Source organism: Candidatus Methanoperedens nitratireducens, assembly GCF_000685155.1.
Taxonomy (GTDB): Archaea; Halobacteriota; Methanosarcinia; order Methanosarcinales; family Methanoperedenaceae; genus Methanoperedens; species Methanoperedens nitratireducens.
Genome location: NZ_JMIY01000004.1, coordinates 28211 through 47653 on the forward strand (window position 1 = coordinate 28211; position 19443 = coordinate 47653).

The window sequence follows — 19443 nt, forward strand, 5'->3', positions numbered from 1 at the left end:
AAAGATACCCTTATCGTTTATAAGCCCAATTTTGTAAGTATGGTGCGCGTAGTGATCGGGGGGACGTTTGACCCTCTGCATGACGGCCATAAGGCCCTGTTGGTGAAAGCATGCGAATTGAGCCGCGGCGGTGAGCTGGTTGTTGGACTGACCTCGGATGAAATGGTTAAGAGTAAGGCCCATAAGGTGAGTGACTATCGCTCGCGCTATGATCAGGTTATGCAATTTATCCGTGAGCAGGGCATCGATCCTGTAATTATAAAGCTGGATGATCCATACGGCCCCACCATACATGATGATTTTGACTATCTCATAGCGTCCCCGGAGACGCAGCCTACCGCACAGGATATAAACCGGATACGCAGGGAAAAAGGCATGAGGCCAATAAGAATAGTACCTGTGGATTATGTTCTTGCAGAGGACGGGCTACCGATATCCGCCACCCGCATCAGCAGAGGAGAGATAGATGAGCACGGGAGGATAATGAAAAAATGCCTGTAGATATTGAAGAACTTTCATGCTAATACTACAGGCAGCAGGCCAAATAAGAACACATTTGCAGTGCCGTGAATCGTCAGTATGAAAGGAAAACTTCGTGTCTTCTGGAAGATGTATCCGATCATGATACCAAAGAGACTTGCAAAAAATATCTCATTTATGAGACCGTAGCCTGCATGCATTATCCCGAACAAAATGGCGCTTAGCAAAAGTCCGTAATTTAAACCCAGTATTTTTTCAAGCCTTGTCTGAAGTATTGACCTGAATATAAGCTCTTCCACAAGCCCCACAAAAACAAACATCACTATAATTATCAATGCGACATTGTGAGGCTTAATATTATCTATAAGGGATTTAGGATACAGGATATTATACTCGGCCAGTGCCACTGCAGCACCTATCAAAATGGCAGCAGGCAGGTAGATATGCAGATTCTTAAAATCAATGCCGATCTCTCGTGATGATATCTGCTGATTCTGGATAATTGAATATATTGGTAAAAACATGATCCCGTACACCAGTGGATACCACATCAGGGTTGTTGTGAAAAACTGGGGCATTGCCAGATTTATAATCCGCATCAGAAGCAATAGAAGCAGGCTTTGAAGAATATTTTTTGCTGGTGATGAGGAATTGCTGAAAATAAGTAGAAGTATTATACCCTGAAGGTTTATTATGTGCACAGCTAAGCTGAGATACACATGCCCGAATAACATCATCAACTCTCCTGCCGCGATGCCCAGCACAGGGATATATAGCTCTTTTTTCATTTTCATTCTGTTACGTTCACCCATAGATGCAGTGATCTATAGGGAGCTGTGAAGTTGTTATCCTTGAACAGCCAGAACTCGAGCTTCAGATCATTCCCTTCTCTATCAGGTACAAATGTCATTTTATTTTCCCAAGCCTCATTATGAGCAAGCATGAACCTGGTATCAGACAGGATGATTTTATCAAGCGCAACCTGAACAGTATAGTTGACAGGATTATATTCATGGTTTACTACACCAGCAAGGATCTCTGCAGTAGAGCTGTATTTAAGGCTGGTAGGATAGTTCTCTGCTTTTCCAGACGGATCGAGAATATAGAATTCCGTGAACCTCTCCCCGATCCTGGGCGTCGTGGTCACAAAATATACCATGCCGGCTGCCAGAACTATGGAAGATATAAGAATAATGGTCAGGATCTTATCAGTTCTGCTTTCAGGAGTGTTTATTTCGCTATCAATTAGCTCATATATGCTGTGAAAAGGGACTGTGAACCGCTCATACTCAGGCAGTTTCTCCCGCCTGTACGCTGCTGCGAATACAAGGGCTATTGAGTACAGGCACAGGATCAAAAGTATAGGGATAAGCCTTATCCCGAAAGTGAAATTGAGCAGCAGACCAATAAGAGGCACTACTGCAATACTCAGGCCGAAGCTCAATGCAATGCGCTCGACAGCTTCCAGGTCCTTCTTCTTTGGAAATAGTATAGCTATCAGTACATAGCCGGGAATAAAGATCATCATGAGCATGCCAAGGATTGCTCTTACAAAGGTATCCTCTAATACAGGAGTAACGACAAAACCAAGCGTGAGCAGAACCCAGATAAGTATAATAAAGAGATCCTGGGGAAGTTTCTTGAGGATTTCCATTTTTTTACCAATGTCTTTAAATCTCTATATACTTTGTTCAGAAATCTTTTTGCCCTGCCCCACTTAAAGGGTTTTCATGCGCTTTCTCAAAAGAATCTATAGCGATTCACTTCTCAAAAACTCAATCTACCTTATGGCTACGAATCTCTCCAACCTTATTCTCGGATTTTTTTTCTGGGTAATTGCTACCAGATACTATACACCTGATGAGGTCGGGACAGTCTCGGCAGTGCTGTCCAGCATGTTACTGATCGCTATGGTAAGCTCTCTGGGTTTTCCTATAGCTTTATTATTTTACCTGCCAAGAGACCCCGCAAATGCCAGAAGGATTATCAACTCATGCATGATAGCAAGTATTGCGGCATCTCTTGTATTCTCGTTAATATTCATATCAGGGCTTGAGATCTGGACGCCATCGCTAAAACCGGTCCTTGGCGATTTAGAACCTGCAATACTTTTCGCTGCTGTTACAGTAGTATCGACTGTCTCTGCGCTCATAAGCGGGGCATTCACGGCTGGAAAGAGGTCTTTTTTCCATATGGCCAAGGAGACACTTTTTGGTTTTGTTAAAATATTTCCTCTTGTCTTATTTGCAGGCTTTGGGGCTATGGGGATTTTTCTATCCTGGGGTATAGGCCTTGTGCTGGCTGTAATCATGGGTTTTATCCTACTATATAAGGTATGGAAGGGATATTTTCTAATGCTTGAATTTGATCCTGTAATTAAAAGTATGGTAAGTTTTTCTGCCGGGAATTATATTGCAGGAATTTTTTCTTCTCTCCCACGCTTTGTACTTCCTATTATAATCATGAATATGATCTCTGCTGAGTCTACAGGCTTCTTTTTCATAGCAATGACAGTGGCGAGTTTACTCCACGGAGTTCCGCTATCGATATCAAACTCGCTCCTTGCTGAATCTTCGGATGGTGAAAAATTCTGGGGCAATGTTGGCAAGGCAGTACGCTTCAATGTAGCACTTCTCTTACCTGGATTACTGCTTTTCGTGCTTCTTGGAAAGTTTTTTCTGAATCTTTTCAATCCGGACTATGCTGAAAATGCATCGACTACTCTTATTATCCTTGCAGCAGCAAGTATTCCTCTATCACTAAGCAGCATCTTTACTGCTGTGAGAAACACCCAAAAAAGAGTGGCAAGCGTAGTAAAGATCAATGCAGTAAAAGCTGCGATTACCCTTGTTCTATCAGTGCCTCTTATTAAAAGTAGTGGCATCGAAGGCGCAGCCGCGGCTTACCTTGCAGCTAATACTATAGCAGCTATAGCTGTGATTTACAAGATGAAAAATCCGGTAGAATTTGCCTTAAAATTAGTGCTATCAAAGGCAGGTAAACACATTGATAGGTGATATCGATTATGCTGAGCCGGTATGTAAAGCAGGATTAGAACCTGCATAACTTAAAAAAAACGTTTATAAACTATAAAAACTCAAAATAGTTTATAAAAAACGTTAAAAGTTTCCCTGAAACTTTAGGTACATTTAAATCTAATTACAGATATATTTATTATTACTGGTATGATGAGATATGCTGCTTTATTGCGCTTCTTGCGTTCGGAAACTAAATCAACAGCTCTGTTGGACTTCCTGCATTACTGTGGCTATATCTTCTTCATACCTCCTCCTTCCTCACGATTTTTTTAACCCACCTGAGGATTCACTGGCAAATATGTTCTAACATGATCATTCATTTACATAATTATTATGTAAATGGAAATATTTATTACTTATCATTACCATAGTGATGATTATGTATATTAAATTTGTATTTATCTTTTTTGTCCTGCTCCTGACGTACACAACACCATCGTTGGCAGCCCCTATTCACTTCTCAAACCTTATCGCAAACCCTGGATTTGAGAGTGGTACAACAAAGCCCCTGAACTGGAGCTTTGTGACAGTCGATGGAAATACGCCCTTATGGAGTACCGTTTCTTATAGTGGCAGTAGATCTGTGAAAATAAGTGTCCCGGGGACAACCGATAGTAAAAGTGGATACCCAAAATCAGATTTAATAGAAGTTGAGTCGCTTCAGAACTACATCCTCTCGGTCTGGTTTAAGACCCAGGGGGCAGGAGGTACTAACGCGCCTGCAATAAGGGTGGTGGAACTGGATGCTAATAAAAAGGTACTAAAAAATATCGGCTTCAATTTTAAAAAGGGCACAAACGACTGGACACAGAAGCAGATTACCTTCAGGACAGGTATCAATACAAGATGGGTCTATGTGTATGCCAATACATGGGATGGTTATGGTACACTCTGGATAGATGATGTAGAGTTAAGACGCTCAAACCTCATCGCAAACCCTGGATTTGAGAGTGGTGCAACAAAGCCTCTGAACTGGAGCTTTGTGACAGTCGATGGAAATACGCCGTTATGGAGTACCGTTTCTTATAGTGGCAGTAGATCTGTAAAAATAAGCATCCCGGGGACAACGGATAGTAAAAGTGGATACCCAAAATCAGATTTGATAGAAGTTGAGTCGCTTCAGAACTACATCCTCTCGGTCTGGTTTAAGACCCAGGGGGTAGGAGGTACGAATGCGCCTGCAATAAGGGTGGTGGAACTGGATGCTAATAAAAAGTCGCTAAAAAATATCGGTTTCAATTTTAAAAAGGGCACAAACGACTGGACACAGAAGCAGATTACCTTCAAGACAGGTACCAATACAAGATGGATCTATGTGTATGCCAATACATGGGATGGTTACGGTACACTCTGGGTAGATGATGTAGAGTTGAGGCCCTATTCATATATCATTTATACAGATGGCATAAATACATATGCAAAAAATGGTTATACAGGAAAAATAGATTACAGTGGTACAGACTCAACAATTATAATACAGAATGCATTAGATATGGTAGATAATAATCCAACACTTGGTAAGAAACAATATTATGTATATTTAAAAGGTAAATTTACAGTAACCGGGATAAACGTTAAAAGTAATACAGTTTTAGATCTTAGAGAAGCAATAATCATATCCTCTGGAAATACAATTCCATTGAGACTATCAGGTACAAGTAATAGTAAAATTATTGGCGGAGTAATTGATTGTAATAGTCAAACAGATGGTAACACAAATATGCGTTGTATTAGTTTATTGAATACTGATAAAGTTACTATTGATGGAACAGAAGTTAAAAATGGTGGGTACTATGGAATTAACTTATGGCAGGCAAATAACAATATTATTAAAAACGTGTACTCACATCATAATTTCGTGGGTGGAATACATCTTGGAAGTGATACTGCCGGGCGGGGCTGGTATAATACAGTTCAAAATTCCATATTTAAAAATAACAGGATTAGTGGACTTAGTGATAGGGGAAGTACAGTACCGAATGAAAAACTCTATAATACGTATAATTCAATAACAGCGATAAATAATAATGCAACAAGTGATTCAAGAGGAATATTTTTATCTGGAACTGGATCTACTGATGCAGTATTTACATTAAACGACATTACAGTATTAAATAATACTCATGGTTTACTGGCTGAAAATGCTTCAGTTTATATTACCAATCTTAATGCAAGTTATAACAAAGAATCCGGTTTATTCATGAGAGCAGTAAGAAATTCGACAATAATAAATGTAACTGCAAATGATAATGGGAAAAAAGCATATAGTGGTGGAATACGAATTATTGATTTGTTTGGCAGAGCTTCTCAGGACATTACAGTAATTGGGACTGAAGCAAGAAGGAATTGGAGAAATATATATGTGTTCTCTAATGTTGGATCAAAAAATATAACATTTGATTCAATTGATGCAACAGACGGGGTAGACTCAAATGTGTTTATTTATGGTGTTCAGTAGCTAACTAACTCTCTTGACCGTTGGGGACGTATTTTAGCACCTGTCATTGAGGCATTGCAACAGATGTAATGGCTGTCCGGCAGGCTCATCCACATTGTTTCAGATAGGGAATTTGCCAGTCCCAGGATTGCGGGATGGCTCAAAACAACAAACAGGAACGTGGATGCAACACTGAGAATATCAGGTTTTAACTCAGCGATATCTCAGAAGAATTAAGTATATTGATGTAACAAGGTAAAGTTAATAGATTATGAAAAACAACGAGAATTTATTTAACCACTTAAGCAGGGTTATACTACATTTACCGATATTATTTCTAATTTCTATTCTTCCGATCCTCTTCTTACTGGGCTATACCGGACATGCGATCAGGACGTTATACCTGTTACCGCCAGTTATACTGAGCTTTATTTTTCTACTAAGAAATAAAAATGTTTTAGATTCCTTACAGCAAAAATCATTTTTTTTTTAAATATATCTAACACAAAAGTGTTTTTGATATTGTATTTATTATTATATTCTTATAGTTTATTTCTCTTATATGAATATTACGAGAGGCCAATTTTATATTTTTTAGTCTTATCTCTTATAAGCATGATTCTATTTTTGGAAATTCTTTCATGTAAAAATAACTTTGACAAACATTTGATATTAATACAAATTATACTTCTACAATTAAATTTGATATGGGGCCAGAACTTAAAATATTTCTTCGTTTTTGGTTATACAGATATTTTCGTACATTTATATTATATACAGAGTATATTAGATAGCTTTCATATAACTGATGCTATGGATTATTATGAATATGCGCCCATATACTATATTTTCAACGCAATGGGCATAATAATTATGGGCATTAATACAAATGTTGCATTTTTTATTTTAACAGCTCTCTCATATGTTCCCTCTACTCTTTTTATCTATTTGATATTCAAGTCATTAACAAAAAATGAAAAAATTTCTTTATTAGGGGTTTTATTCTTTGCAATAAGTAGAAAATTTATATTTCATGGAACCTATGTGATTCCACTATCATTAGGATTCGTCATATTTTTAATAATAGTATTCTTACTCATAAAAACAAATGAAATTAAAATTTTTAGATCAAAAACTTTATTTAATTTATTTCTAATACTTTTCAGTTTTATATTGATTATTGAACATCAAACAACTACTATTTTTGTAGCTTTCATATTGCTTCTATTATTGTTATCGGAGATACTAATTTACAAAAAAGATTATATAATATCTAGAAAGTATGTTCTTCTATTTATATGTGGATTTTTAGCGCACTGGTTCTTTGTGCAATATGTTATGGTAGCAAATACAGTTTACCAGATGAAAAAATCAGTTTTGTATGATAACGAAGTTTTTTCAGGAGCATTGCCAATAACATTAGGTGAATTTTTATTAAATAGTATAGATTATATGCTAATAGTATTTTTAGCATTTATCGGCATCTTCTGTGCTTATTATACGGCAGACATACATAAGAACAGAATAAGAAATATCGTACTCTTGATCTTGCCAATTGCAATATTTTTCTATATTCCAGGCCCGGCTGGTCTTCTTGGAGAAATATTCCTTACTAATAGACTCCCTTTGCTTATGATGCCGTTTGTAGTGCTTGCCATGGCATTTGGAACAATTTATTTGTATACTATACTTTATAATAAAAATAGTAGAGATAGAGCCATAGGAATCTCTATATTAATAGTTGGTTTTTTTGCTTTTTTTTCTATGTTCAATTCAGTAAATAGTCCAGAATTGAACATAAGCTGGCTAAATATCGAAAGTGACTTATACTTTAATGAAGCAGAAATATCTGGTTTTTCTTTTTTAGAAGGTATTTTTAATAATAGTATAGATGCAGTTTATTCTGATTATCATACCTGGAATTATTTTTCTAGATATTTAAGTCATTTTTCAAAAAGCTACATAATAGAGCAAACGGATGTTGGATACATAAATAAAGGATATATTGTGCTCAGGATAGAAGAGTTCAAAGATAAACTATTGTGGCTAACCGAAGGAAGGATAGTTGGTATTAAAGGACCTAAATTATATAGATATAAATATTCTGAATCGGATGAATTAATACCAACGTCCGAACTTAACCAGAAAATTTATGATAACTCGTTTATATCTATATATAAATATAGATCATAGAACTTATTGTTGGTTAAAGTTAATCGCGTAAGTCCTGAATTATTTAAATTTTTGTTTTAACTTGCTACAATAAAGCGCTATTTCTTCAGTTACACGCCCCCAGCTATATTCTTTTGTTGCTTTATTATAACCTGTGCAAGACAATTTTTCACATATTTCTTTGTGATCTAATAAATAAATTATAGCATCACTTAATTCGCCAGCATTGTCAGGAGGTTTTATAAGACCACAACCATTCAAATACTGTTTAATTCCCCATATGTCAGTAGAGATTACAGGTTTACCACAGGCCATGTATTCAAAAATTTTTAGTGGAGAGAAGTCAAGGTCTTTTTTGCTTGTATCATACGGAGCAATACAGATGTCTGCTGAGTTTATGTACCACACTATTTCTTTGTGTGGAACACGCCCGATCAATCTGATGTTTTTTTGTATTTTCAATTTATTGATCATATACAATATATAGTCCTTGAATTGACCATCCCCAACAATTAAAAAAACAGTGTTTGGGTGTTTTTTTAGGACAATAGGCACAGCCTCAACTAAATAACTTAGCCCTTGCCACTGTTCAAGAGACCCTGTAAATATAACATATTTAGTTTCAAGATTTAAATTTAATTTTTTCCGAGCTATTGCGGTGTCGATTGGTTTGAATATATTTATATCAACACCATTGTGTAAAGGTACAATTTTGTCTTGAGCTATATTAAACCTGTATTTCAGCATCTTAATAATCCCTTTACCACTGGTTGAAACAAAAACATATGAAGCGTTTGTTAATACAATTTTTTCTACAATTCTAATAACATAGGAAAACATGATTAAAATTATTTTATTTGGTCTAAAAGCATATTCTATTTCACCATATTGATGTAAAATACCGTTGACCTCTATAACATACGGGATTTTCAAGATTTTACTCAGCAGGTATGCAGAGAACGAATTAATCCCGTGACGAACATATATTAAGTCGATACTTTCTTTTCGACCTGTTTTTAGACCAATTAAAAAAGATTTTAGAATAAATTTTATTAAATTATATAAAAACTTTGGTGACGTGGTCTCTAATCCCAGCGGGATTATTTTCAAATTAAACGAATCATGAAAATCAAATGCTGATGGACATATCACAAATAATTCGTGTTCAGAAGGAAAATTATAGAGAATTCCTTTTAGGTGAATCTCTGTTGCAGTAGAATGTTTCCAGGCCATTCCTGAAAGAAATAGAAATTTCATTTCTTATCACTTTTTTGAGAACAACAGATGAGTACAAAATTAGCTGTATCCAACCATTTCTTTAAAAACCACATATAAAATTACTTATGTTTTTAGTCTTAATATAAATAAAACTTTTAATCTTATAATCAAACCTCTGACATATCTAAAGCCATCTTTTTTGAAAAGTGTCCCGAATTCAGAACTATTATAATATCCTCTGGCAAAGATCATGAGCCCACCACCTGCTAATGAAATAAATTTTGATACTCCTTCAAAATAACGATTTACCCTGAAACTGCACTTATTTAGAAATAATGCGAATCTATATGATAAATAAGAATACACAGGTATAAACTCGAACTTTCCTTCCGCAATATTCCCGATCACTTCAGGTTTTGTTGTGCCCAGACCTTTTTTTTCAGCATATCGTAAATTAGGCACTCTTTCAGGATCAAACCCCATTATTCTGGCAGCAACTGCGTCTGTTGCTACTGGATTATTCCCAACTATGATCATTCCTGCCTCTTTTTTATAACCATCGGAAGGTCCAGGTCCCTCCATTCCCACGATTCCATCGATAATACAGAAAGGTCTGTAATACTCAGCCAGATCCACCAGCACTTCTGACATGAACGGATGATACTTTGCCTTGTACTTCTCAGGCAGCAGACCAAAAAGATTCTTCATATTACAGGTTATCTTCTGCTGGATATGAGTTTTTAATTTTGCAATAGATATGATTTTAGTTGCTCCAAGTAAGGTTTCTGTAGTATTAAGCGTCTCAAAATAATGACCTTCCAGTACCACCTCATAGCGTTTATCTTTGCTCAGGTTTACAAGCTCAACCCCCAGTCTTTCAGCCATTTCTTTATAGCCCATCCGTTCAAATTCTTCATCCGCAGTAGCTACAGCATGATCACTTTCGACTATGGTAATTTTTGGATTTGCTTTTTCTCTAATAATCTTTATAAAAGCTTCAACGATTCTTGGATCGGTTGTGCCTCCTTCCCAGGCTGGTCTAAAATCACACAGGTTGGGTTTGATAACAATATTATCCCGGTCATTTACTTCAAAATGCAGGACATCCAGGGCTTCTCTTAAATTTGGTTCAATATTTGCTTCTGAATCCCGCATTTTTTTGATTAAGACTTTATCGTTATCTATCATTTCTTTGTTACCTCTACGAATATTCCCTTCTCATACGATTCATAAGCCGCAAGGGTTGATTCCAGGGTTTTATAGCCTTCAGTACCATTCACTACAGGCGTTCTATCTTCCATGATGCATTCAAAGAAATGCCTGAATTCTTCGTGATATGCTGAAATTTTTTTATCTGCCTTAATTCTTATAGGTGCCTGTGCAACAACCCCTTTGGGTGTAAAAAGCACCTCATTTTTACTTCCATTTGCATATATAAATCCTCCATCCCCGTAAACCCTTATTTCATTTATGCTCAAATCTCCCCATACAACCGCAAGGTTAGCAGCAGCTCCATTTTTGAACTCCATATAAACATTGGCTGTATCATCAATAGTAATATCCTTGTTCAGCGTTTTGATGTTCCCAAAAACGTTCCTGATATCTCCAAGATACCATCGTATTAGATCCATGTGGTGGCAACCCATTTCAAAAAGAGCTCCTCCGCCTTCTCTGGAGTACTGGAACTTAGATTTTGAGGGCCAAACAGAGGCATTTGTAAAAAAAGTTGAAGAAGCTCCTATCAAATGCCCCAGAAATCCTTTTTCTATAAGTTCGTGAACCTTCTTAAACTGAGGAATAAATCTAAAATTTAAGCCAACCATAAGTTTGACACCTGCTTTTTCAGAAGCTTCTACCATGTCTTTGGCTTTTTCAAGGCTTGTTTCCATTGGCTTTTCACAAAATATGTGTTTTCCAGCTTCTGCACATTCTATTGCTATTTGAGAATGAAATTTAGGGGGAGTTAATATGAATACAGCATCAATATCTTTTGATAAAACTTTTTTGTAATCGCTGAAAGTTTCACAATTCAGGCTATACTTGTTTTTTAGTTCCTTTGCACGTTCTTCATTTGCATCAACCAGAGCAACAATTTCAAACTCTGGCATCCTCTGGAGCGTTGGTATGTGAAAAACTTCCGCCACAGCACCGCATCCTATTATTGCTAATTTTATTTTTTTCATTTCAACTCTCCTGCCACATATCCGTTTTCGACGTTTGCTATCATAACTAACAACATCACTTCTTTTGACTGATTATTACATTTTCCGAGTTAAGGCTCATAATTTAATGGTGTTTTATTTTTGATAGATCAGACTTCTGGTAAATAAAAATTTCCCGCTATCACTTGGTTTTATCTCATTAACAAAATTGAATTCTACTTTGCAGGATTCACCCATGACAGCTTTTATCTTATTTTCAATATCTTTCAAATCATTTTCATCCTTTTCTCCATACAATACTATATAGATCCGAATAAAATTGTAATCCACCTGTATAATTTGAAATTTATTAACCCAGTTCTTAAAGTAAAATAGACCTCTAAAATATCCCCCATGAACTAAAGTGCCATCTTTCCTTTTAAAATGGTCTGAAACTCTGCCAGTAATTTCAGAAAGCATAGAGAACCCCCTGCCGCAGGAGCATATTTTAGTTGAAACTATTCCCATATCCCCTATATCGTATCTTATCAAAGGCATAGAATAATTATCAAGATTGGTCACATAAATTTTTCCAGCCTCCTCTATATTAACAGGTTCTAAATCATTATTTAATACTTCTAAATATTGTGAATATTCAAAAATATGAAGTCCTTCTTGATTTATACACTCAACAGCAATATCACCAACCTCTCTTGAGCCATACTGATTTATAACCTTAGTTTTAAATACATCTTCAACAAAACCTCTGACATCTTTATGTAGAGTTCCTGAAGTAACAATGATCGATCGGGGAGACCAGATATTAAAGTTATTTCGATCAATGAACTTTGAAAATTCGTAGATAGAATCTACATATGCCCAGACATACACAGGTTTAAAATCATTCCAAATTTTTACATAGTTTTCCATTTTTTCTTCACTCATTAAAAAACTATTTAAAAGAACTCTGTTGATTAACCAGTTGTAAAATTTAGCCTTATAACCTGTAGAACCTTTTAAGATATCTCTCTCGGAACCCCATAAATGAATCTCTTTTTCACCTATATTTTTTCCATTAACTAATGGAAAATAAACCTTCGTAGCCATTAATTTAGCCAGGTATTCTTTATCCTGTATGAATTTAACTGGAACTCCTGTGGACCCCCCGGAAGTGTTAAAATACCATTTCCTTTTATTCAAATCTTTACTCTTTAGTTCTTCAAAATTTTTCCGAATAATATCTTTTGTAAGTATTGGGATTTTTGAAAAGTTATCTAAATTGATCTTTCCATCAATAACCACGCCACTTTCGCTCAAGACTCTATTATAATATGGCACATTTCTATAAGCATGCAGAAGCAAGGTTTTTAATCTCTCTCTCTGAATGGCTTTAATCTCCTCTTTATTCTTATATTCTATACTTTTAATAAATTCTAATGTTTTAGGAATTTCACTTCCGGTCAGCTTTAGCAGACCTATAATAATTGGCTTCCTCCAGTTCATACTAAAAATCCCTCTATGATTGAACTGCCTGCCAGTTCCTGGATGTTGTATATAGCTTCATAATTAATCCAAGCCTGCAATCTAAAATCCGATTTTTAGTATTACTCTTTTCATTCTATCCTCCCGATTATATAACCAAATCCAACACTGACTGTTACCATTAACAACGCTATCGTCTCTTTTGTATTATACACAACATCTCTACCAACAAGCATGTTTCCTATTCGTGCAGGAATCGCTTTAGCTAATAAATATCTAAGATATGTCTGTTCTGTAGAGAGTGCTTTGCTACCGCCGTCCTTATTATAATACAACTTCCCAATATGCGCTTTCGATACACCCTCGTGATACCCCCTTCTCATCATATACCTGAAAGTCTGTCTATACCCGTGCACTTTATGGTAAACAATAACAGAAGGATCATAGATTATCTTTGAGCCTGGAAGTGAGTTTAATACCCTTATACAGAACTCAGTTTCCTCAGCAGTTACTAAATTTTTTCCGACCCGCCCAAGATTAATATCAAAAAATCCAACCTTATCAAAAATCTCCTTTCTGAAAGACATATTGCATCCAAGGACATTCCTTACTTCGCATCTTTTATCTGGAAAACCTTTGTATGTGAATCCTCCAATCCAGTATAGTTCCTCAGGATAATTCGGCTTCTCTTTCGGCAGGATCTTCCCAACAACACCTACTATATTCTTATCTTCATAATTTTTAATCATGTTTGAGATATAATTATTATCTGCAACGGCATCATCATCTATAAAAACAATAATATCGCCGGTTGCATTTTTAATCCCAAGATTTCGGGCCTCAGATAGACCGGGATGCTTATTGATTATTATATTTACCGATTCAGGAAGAGAATCAATTAACAATCTGTATAGTTCATAGTTCTCATCCATAACAAGAAGTATCTCTTTATCTGCATAATTCTGACTGGTTAGTGAGCTTATGCACTCAAAGGTATCAGAAAGAAATTCTATACTGTAAGTACAGACGATAATTGAGACCTTTATACTACTCACTTTTTCTTCTCTCAATACTCTCAATACTCTCAATATCTCCTCATCAATACCTCAAATAATCATCTCCAATCCGACCTTCTAATTTTAAAAATACTAAAGCATCCTCCTTATGGAGGTATGCTCTAATCATCTAAATCTTGTTTTGATTTGCTCTGTTTTTTAGTCTCTTCTCTGTCGCCTTACCAGCGCGATCATTCCCAGCAAGCCAGCCGACATGAGTACTACAGTGCTCAACTCTGGGACTGGAACCACAGTAGCTGTAACTGAAGCTTTGGTACTCCATTTCTTCTTTATGCCGTCTTTATTCTGGTATTCAATATAGATGTCATGTTTCTCGTTGACGGTTGCACCGTCCTGTGGCGTTATCTCAAGTGTGAACGTCTTAGGAATCTTTGGAGTATTATCGAATTCAAGCTCTCCATCGTTTCCAGTACCAGTCTCACTGCTTGATGAATCTTCTATCAGATTGGCCTTGATTTCATCAGAATCTGTCTCGAACTTTAACTTTGCTTTTCCATCATCGTCTGTATCTAGAGTTAAAGTGAGACTGCCTGTTGAACCTATATCTATACTCAGTTCTTTTGGATCAGCCGTCAGTTCCGCATATGCACTTGCCAGAGTCACTGTTGACATTATTGCTATTGTTGCTATCACAAGTAGTAATCCTCTTCTCACTCTTTCACCTCCTGTCAAATTTTTTAAAATATTCTTTGACTATAATACCAAGTATCTTCCACCCATCCCTGAATGAGTTGAGATTGGAGTTCCCGTTCTTCCTCCTGGCCTCAAAGGAAGGTACTTCTTTTACCCTCAGCCCTGCTTTTTTCATAAGTATCGATTGCTCGGTCTCGATCTCAAACCCGCTTGAGCTGCAGCATATCTTCTTCAGGGCCTCTCTCTTGAATGCACGGTAGCCGTAGCATAGGTCTGTGTAGTCTGTGCCGTACATGTTGTTCACCATTGCCACAAATATGCTGTTACCGAATCTCCTGAACGGTGTGAGATCTTCAGAGCCCCCACCCGGCAGTAAGCGTGATCCTTTTGCGACATCGTAGCCATCGAGCACAGGTTCAAGAAGTGAAGGAATCTCCCTAGGGTCATGGCTGCCGTCTGCATCCATCATGACTATCAGGTCGCCTGTTGCATGCTCAAATCCAGTTTTTATTGCAGTGCCTTTTCCAGAGGGTCTTTCTACTATGATTTTTGCATCATTTCTGAGCTTTAGTATCTCTTCCCTGGTCCCGTCTGTCGAGTTACCATCAACAACAACCACTTCATCAACGAATGCAGGTATATCCGAAAATACTTCTCTTATATTTAGAGCTTCATTTAATGTAGGTATTACAACACTGATCTTTTTTCTCTGCTCGTTTTTGCTTATGAGGCTCAAGATTATCACCACCGTTTTGCACAGAGAAGAGCGTCGTCCACACACTATTCACTTCATCCGATAGGTTTATAACCATGAAAACCGAAAATAAGCAGTGTTGACTGCTTTCAGTCGGTCAATGCAGGTAGCTGGCTTTGCATACGATTTACCCGGCCAGCTACCAAACATTCTTCCTAGTTACCTTCTCTGTCTCGTTTGATTTTATTAAAGTCCATTACAATATATAAGCTTTTCTACTTTGTATAATAATTTATACTGATGGTGAGCATAGTAATCATTTGATTATAATAATAAACACCATTTAAGTTTTTAAAGTCAGAGTTAAATAGTTTCTATTCCAAATATATGCTGATGCCTGCAAGGAAAGTCTCAAAAGTCCTTCTATTTCTTAAAAATATGGTATATGAAAGTACAAGCCCTATGGAAACACTGCGTTTTGCAAAATATTTTCGTAAGAAGGGACTGGACGTAGTTGTGGTTCTGTGGGGGCCGATGGGGGTTATCCTTGCAAAAAAGGGAAAGCATGGAAATCCCCCATATGATGAACATATTAAGGAATGTATGGATATGGGAGTAAGGTTCAAATGCTGCGAACTGGCATCTGCGATGATCGGTTTTGAGAAAGATGAGCTGATAGAAGGCGTGGAAATTATACATTCCTTTGAAGTAGCTGACCTGATGCTGAAGTACTGTGAAGAAGGGCAGCTTGTGATTAGCCTCTGAGTCTGATATCTTTTTAACCATCAAGATCAATTACGCTCTCTTATGTACAGAGAACTCCTTGAAAAACTCAAAGCTGGTGAGATGCGTCTTCATGAGATTGACGGGATGCTTGATACAAAAGATGCAGTTAAACTTCGGCGTGCTGCGATCTCAGAACTGACAGGAGTGGAATTTAAGCATATCGATCAATTCTCGTTCGATGCAGAGGATATAACAAAGCGCAATATTGAGAATATGATAGGTGCCATACAGGTTCCGCTCGGGGTTGCAGGGCCGCTTTTAATCAACGGTGAATATGCAAGCGGCAGATACTATATCCCCCTGGCAACTACCGAAGGCGCACTGGTTGCGAGCACACACAGGGGATGCTCGGTCATTACTGCCTGCGGCGGTGCGAACGTAAGGATATTCAAAGATGAGATGACAAGAGCTCCTGTTTTCAGGGCAAATGATGTAATAGGCGTAAAAAGGCTTGTGGAGTGGGTTAAAGAGAATTTCCAGCGCTTGAAGGAGAAAGCAGAAGAGACCACGCGTTTTGGCAGGCTGCTTGCGGTTGATCCATTTGTAGCAGGGAGGAGTGTTTTCCTGCGGTTCTCCTATGATACAGGGGATGCCATGGGTATGAACATGGTCACAATTGCCACGAATGCGGCTGTTGATCTCATTATAGAGGAAAACGATGTGGAACTTGTTGCATTATCAGGTAATATGTGCACAGATAAGAAGCCTGCTGCAATCAATGCTATAATGGGCAAGGGTAAAACAGTATCTGCTGATGTGGTACTGAGCAGGGAGATAGTTCTTGGGAAACTGAAGACCACTCCTGAGAGAATGGTAGAGGTGAATTACAGAAAGAATCTTGTAGGTTCAGCCCGTGCAGGGTCGCTTGGATTTAATGCCCATGCTGCAAATATCGCAGCAGCCATGTTCATCGCCTGCGGACAGGATGCAGCCCATGTTGTTGAGGCAAGCAATGCCATGACCACGATTGAACTTAAAGATGAGGATCTCTATTGCTCGGTCACTCTTCCTTCGCTCGCTGTGGGAACAGTCGGGGGAGGAACGCGTATCGGTGCACAGCAGGAGTGCCTGAGTATGCTGGGTGCAGCAGGCGCAGGTGACCCTCCGGGTGTGAATTCAAAGAAACTCGCCGAGATAATAGCAGCAGCGGTCCTGGCAGGTGAGATCTCACTCATCGGAGCGCTGGCGGCCAGGCACCTTGCAAAGGCTCATGCTGCACTTGGGAGATAAATAATCATTTTTTAAAAGCACTGCTGAAGAGTGTCGAATAAGAATATCCCTCTTTGCCTTTTTTGCATCCATCATCGAAAATGAATGATTGACCTATATTAAATTCTCTCCAGAGTTCTTGAGCAAGAGATACTCTTTTCTGATAAGGATATATCCCTCCTTTATCAGATATATAATCAAAAAAGATATCATACGGAGATAGCTTTATCAATTTCTTGATGCTAAATTTTCTGTAGTTTCTGAACATTCTGGATTTAATAAAGATATAAAACGGTACAAAGGTCATCTCAACACAATATGGTTTGATGGATTTTGCAAATTCTAATGTCTCTTTTTATCTCCTGCAATACGTCCTCAGGATTTCGGCACCTGTATTCGCCAAGGACATAGGGCAGTCCGCAGAAGTTACAGCTTTGAGTACAGCCTCTGGTGAGCATGATAGGCAGCATCCTCACCGGGTATGCATCAAGGTCAAAATCATCAAATTCCGGAAATACCGATAATGGTTGATTCTGCCTCGTTTTAGAGCCCCGAAGGGTCTGTAATATTGGTTTTCTTCTAGACACAACATTTGCATGATCAACTTTACGGCCAGACTTGATACATTCAATCAGAATTCTAAACGCATCTTCTCCTTCCCCGACTATACAAAAATCTATAAATTTAAAATTTCTCATTAGATCTTCATGCATATAGGTCGCATGGGGCCCGCCTATTACGTTATATATCTCAGGGTTATGTGCCTTGATCCTGTTCATAATATAAAGGGCAGTATGGTAATTCAGGTGAAATAGAGAAAAACCCACTATATCTGGATTAAAGGCAATGATATCTTCGATATCTTCTCTAAACAGGTCAGGGGCTTCCTTTATGAGTTCTTCCTGTCTCAAAAAACCTTTTTTGCCCCCATGCCTCATATTCAGGTCAAATATCTTACATTCAGATATATCCTGGATTGCAGCTTTAATGTAAGATATGCCTATAGGGGGACATGGAGCGTCCCAGAAAGGTGTGAATACCAGTGCTACTTTCATATTATGGATAGCTCAATCCTTCTTAAGCCAGGGCATCATGGCGCGGATCTCTTTCCCTACCTTCTCTACAGGATGCTCGTTCTCCTGTCTCTCAAGCGCGTTCAGCACAGGCTTGTTTGCCCTGCCTTCAAGTATGAACTCCCTTGCGAATTCACCGCTCTGTATCCTGCGCAGTGCCTCTTTCATAGCCTGGCGCGATTGCTCATTGATGATCTTCGGTCCAACGGTCAGTCCTCCGTACTCGGCGGTATTGGATACATAATACCACATCTTGCTCAAGCCGCCTTCATGAATCAGGTCGACTATGAGCTTTAGCTCATGCAGTGTCTCAAAATATGCAACCTCAGGCTGGTATCCCGCTTCAACAAGCGTCTCAAAAGATGCTTTTATCATACTTGTACAGCCGCCGCACAGGTCAACCTGCTCACCGAAAAGATCAGTCTCGGTCTCTTCCTTGAACGTGGTCTCTAACACGCCTGCGCGTGTGGCGCCGATTCCTTTCGCATAGGCCATGCCTGTATCCCATGCACGTCCTGTCGCATCCTGGTATATTGCAAGAAGTGCAGGGACACCGATACCTTCGGTATATGTGCGCCTGACAAGGAAGCCCGGCCCTTTCGGTGCGACCATTATCACATCCACGTCCTTTGGAGGCACGATCTGGTTATAATGTATATTGAACCCGTGTGAGAAACACAGCGTTTTGCCGCTGCTCATATGCGGGGCGACCTCACTGTAGTATATAGTGCTCTGTATCTCATCAGGTATGAGCATCTGTACAAGATCTCCTTTTATTGCAGCATCTGCAATACTCATGACCGCAAGACCATCACTCTTTACCTGAGACCATGATTCACCGTTTTCCCTTACGCCTACAACCACATCAAGCCCCGAATCATGAAGGTTCTGTGCCTGACCGGCACCCTGACTGCCGTAACCTATAATAGCAATCGTTTTATTTTTCAACACATCCAAATCTGCATCCTTGTCATGGAATATTTTTAACATAGTTGATACCTTCC

At 38.1% G+C, this 19443-nt stretch carries 17 protein-coding genes and 1 pseudogene; 6 read left to right on the top strand and 12 right to left on the bottom strand.

The features are described 5' to 3' along the window. Positions 1 to 39: 39 nt before the first annotated feature. Complete coding sequence (locus tag ANME2D_RS08535) at positions 40 to 501, top strand: phosphopantetheine adenylyltransferase (RefSeq protein WP_048090676.1); 462 nt, start codon at positions 40 to 42, stop codon at positions 499 to 501. Between the two features lie 14 nt (positions 502 to 515). Here ANME2D_RS08535 and ANME2D_RS08540 read toward each other — a convergent pair whose 3' ends face one another. Continuing rightward, positions 516 to 1274, bottom strand: a complete 759-nt coding sequence (locus ANME2D_RS08540; protein ID WP_157834029.1) for a CPBP family intramembrane glutamic endopeptidase — start codon at positions 1272 to 1274, stop codon at positions 516 to 518. Next, complete coding sequence (locus ANME2D_RS08545; RefSeq protein ID WP_048090680.1) at positions 1271 to 2134, bottom strand: DUF1616 domain-containing protein; 864 nt, start codon at positions 2132 to 2134, stop codon at positions 1271 to 1273. Before ANME2D_RS08545 ends, ANME2D_RS08540 begins: the two co-directional genes overlap by 4 nt. 76 nt (positions 2135 to 2210) lie before the next feature. Here ANME2D_RS08545 and ANME2D_RS08550 point away from each other — a divergent pair, with 76 nt between their 5' ends. The 3 genes from ANME2D_RS08550 to ANME2D_RS08560 all read left to right on the top strand — a co-directional run bounded on the left by ANME2D_RS08550 (position 2211) and on the right by ANME2D_RS08560 (position 8148). Beyond that, positions 2211 to 3497, top strand: coding sequence for a lipopolysaccharide biosynthesis protein (locus tag ANME2D_RS08550; protein ID WP_048090682.1), 1287 nt, complete (start codon positions 2211 to 2213; stop codon positions 3495 to 3497). Positions 3498 to 3897: 400 nt separating this feature from the next. After that, entirely contained in the window at positions 3898 to 5976 is a 2079-nt protein-coding gene (locus ANME2D_RS08555) for a hypothetical protein (protein ID WP_048090684.1), read from the top strand. Between the two features lie 792 nt (positions 5977 to 6768). Beyond that, positions 6769 to 8148 (top strand): hypothetical protein, encoded by a 1380-nt coding sequence (locus tag ANME2D_RS08560; RefSeq protein WP_157834030.1) that lies wholly within the window; start codon positions 6769 to 6771, stop codon positions 8146 to 8148. A gap of 39 nt (positions 8149 to 8187) precedes the next feature. On the opposite strand, the gene ANME2D_RS08565 is transcribed toward ANME2D_RS08560, so the two are convergent. The 7 genes from ANME2D_RS08565 to ANME2D_RS08595 all read right to left on the bottom strand — a co-directional run bounded on the left by ANME2D_RS08565 (position 8188) and on the right by ANME2D_RS08595 (position 15413). Then, positions 8188 to 9360: a glycosyltransferase family 4 protein gene (locus tag ANME2D_RS08565; RefSeq protein WP_157834031.1), complete on the bottom strand. Its 1173-nt coding sequence runs from the start codon at positions 9358 to 9360 to the stop codon at positions 8188 to 8190. Positions 9361 to 9468: 108 nt separating this feature from the next. Continuing rightward, entirely contained in the window at positions 9469 to 10533 is a 1065-nt protein-coding gene (locus ANME2D_RS08570; protein WP_048090694.1) for a DUF362 domain-containing protein, read from the bottom strand. Then, a complete protein-coding gene (locus ANME2D_RS08575) occupies positions 10530 to 11528 on the bottom strand; it encodes a Gfo/Idh/MocA family protein (protein WP_048090696.1) in 999 nt (332 codons plus the stop codon). The genes ANME2D_RS08570 and ANME2D_RS08575 overlap by 4 nt, the downstream gene beginning before the upstream one ends. Before the next feature lie 114 nt (positions 11529 to 11642). Continuing rightward, positions 11643 to 12989 carry a phenylacetate--CoA ligase family protein gene (locus tag ANME2D_RS08580; RefSeq protein WP_048090698.1) on the bottom strand — a complete coding sequence of 449 codons (1347 nt, stop codon included), beginning with the start codon at positions 12987 to 12989 and terminating at the stop codon, positions 11643 to 11645. Between the two features lie 110 nt (positions 12990 to 13099). Continuing rightward, positions 13100 to 14056, bottom strand: coding sequence for a glycosyltransferase family 2 protein (locus ANME2D_RS08585; RefSeq protein WP_198527386.1), 957 nt, complete (start codon positions 14054 to 14056; stop codon positions 13100 to 13102). 126 nt (positions 14057 to 14182) lie between these two features. Further along, positions 14183 to 14698 carry a hypothetical protein gene (locus ANME2D_RS08590; RefSeq protein ID WP_048090700.1) on the bottom strand — a complete coding sequence of 172 codons (516 nt, stop codon included), beginning with the start codon at positions 14696 to 14698 and terminating at the stop codon, positions 14183 to 14185. A gap of 4 nt (positions 14699 to 14702) precedes the next feature. Continuing rightward, the gene (locus tag ANME2D_RS08595; RefSeq protein ID WP_198527387.1) at positions 14703 to 15413 is read right to left on the bottom strand and encodes a glycosyltransferase family 2 protein; all 711 of its coding nucleotides are present in this window, start codon (positions 15411 to 15413) and stop codon (positions 14703 to 14705) included. A gap of 327 nt (positions 15414 to 15740) precedes the next feature. Here ANME2D_RS08595 and ANME2D_RS08600 point away from each other — a divergent pair. Together ANME2D_RS08600 and hmgA are read left to right on the top strand one after the other, a co-directional pair. After that, a pseudogene (locus ANME2D_RS08600) lies at positions 15741 to 16136 on the top strand (DsrE family protein); the annotation flags it as partial. A gap of 42 nt (positions 16137 to 16178) precedes the next feature. Further along, on the top strand, positions 16179 to 17387 hold the full coding sequence (hmgA, locus tag ANME2D_RS08605) for a hydroxymethylglutaryl-CoA reductase (NADPH) (RefSeq protein ID WP_048090702.1): 1209 nt from the start codon (positions 16179 to 16181) through the stop codon (positions 17385 to 17387). A 4-nt stretch (positions 17388 to 17391) separates the two neighbouring features. On the opposite strand, the gene ANME2D_RS08610 is transcribed toward hmgA, so the two are convergent. From ANME2D_RS08610 to ilvC, 3 genes are read right to left on the bottom strand one after another with little or no spacing between them, the layout of a single operon-like run. Next, complete coding sequence (locus tag ANME2D_RS08610) at positions 17392 to 17673, bottom strand: hypothetical protein (protein WP_048090704.1); 282 nt, start codon at positions 17671 to 17673, stop codon at positions 17392 to 17394. 1 nt (position 17674) lies between these two features. Continuing rightward, complete coding sequence (locus ANME2D_RS08615) at positions 17675 to 18421, bottom strand: B12-binding domain-containing radical SAM protein (protein WP_048090706.1); 747 nt, start codon at positions 18419 to 18421, stop codon at positions 17675 to 17677. Positions 18422 to 18433: 12 nt separating this feature from the next. Beyond that, positions 18434 to 19429, bottom strand: a complete 996-nt coding sequence (gene ilvC / locus ANME2D_RS08620; RefSeq protein WP_048090708.1) for a ketol-acid reductoisomerase — start codon at positions 19427 to 19429, stop codon at positions 18434 to 18436. Positions 19430 to 19443 lie beyond the last annotated feature (14 nt).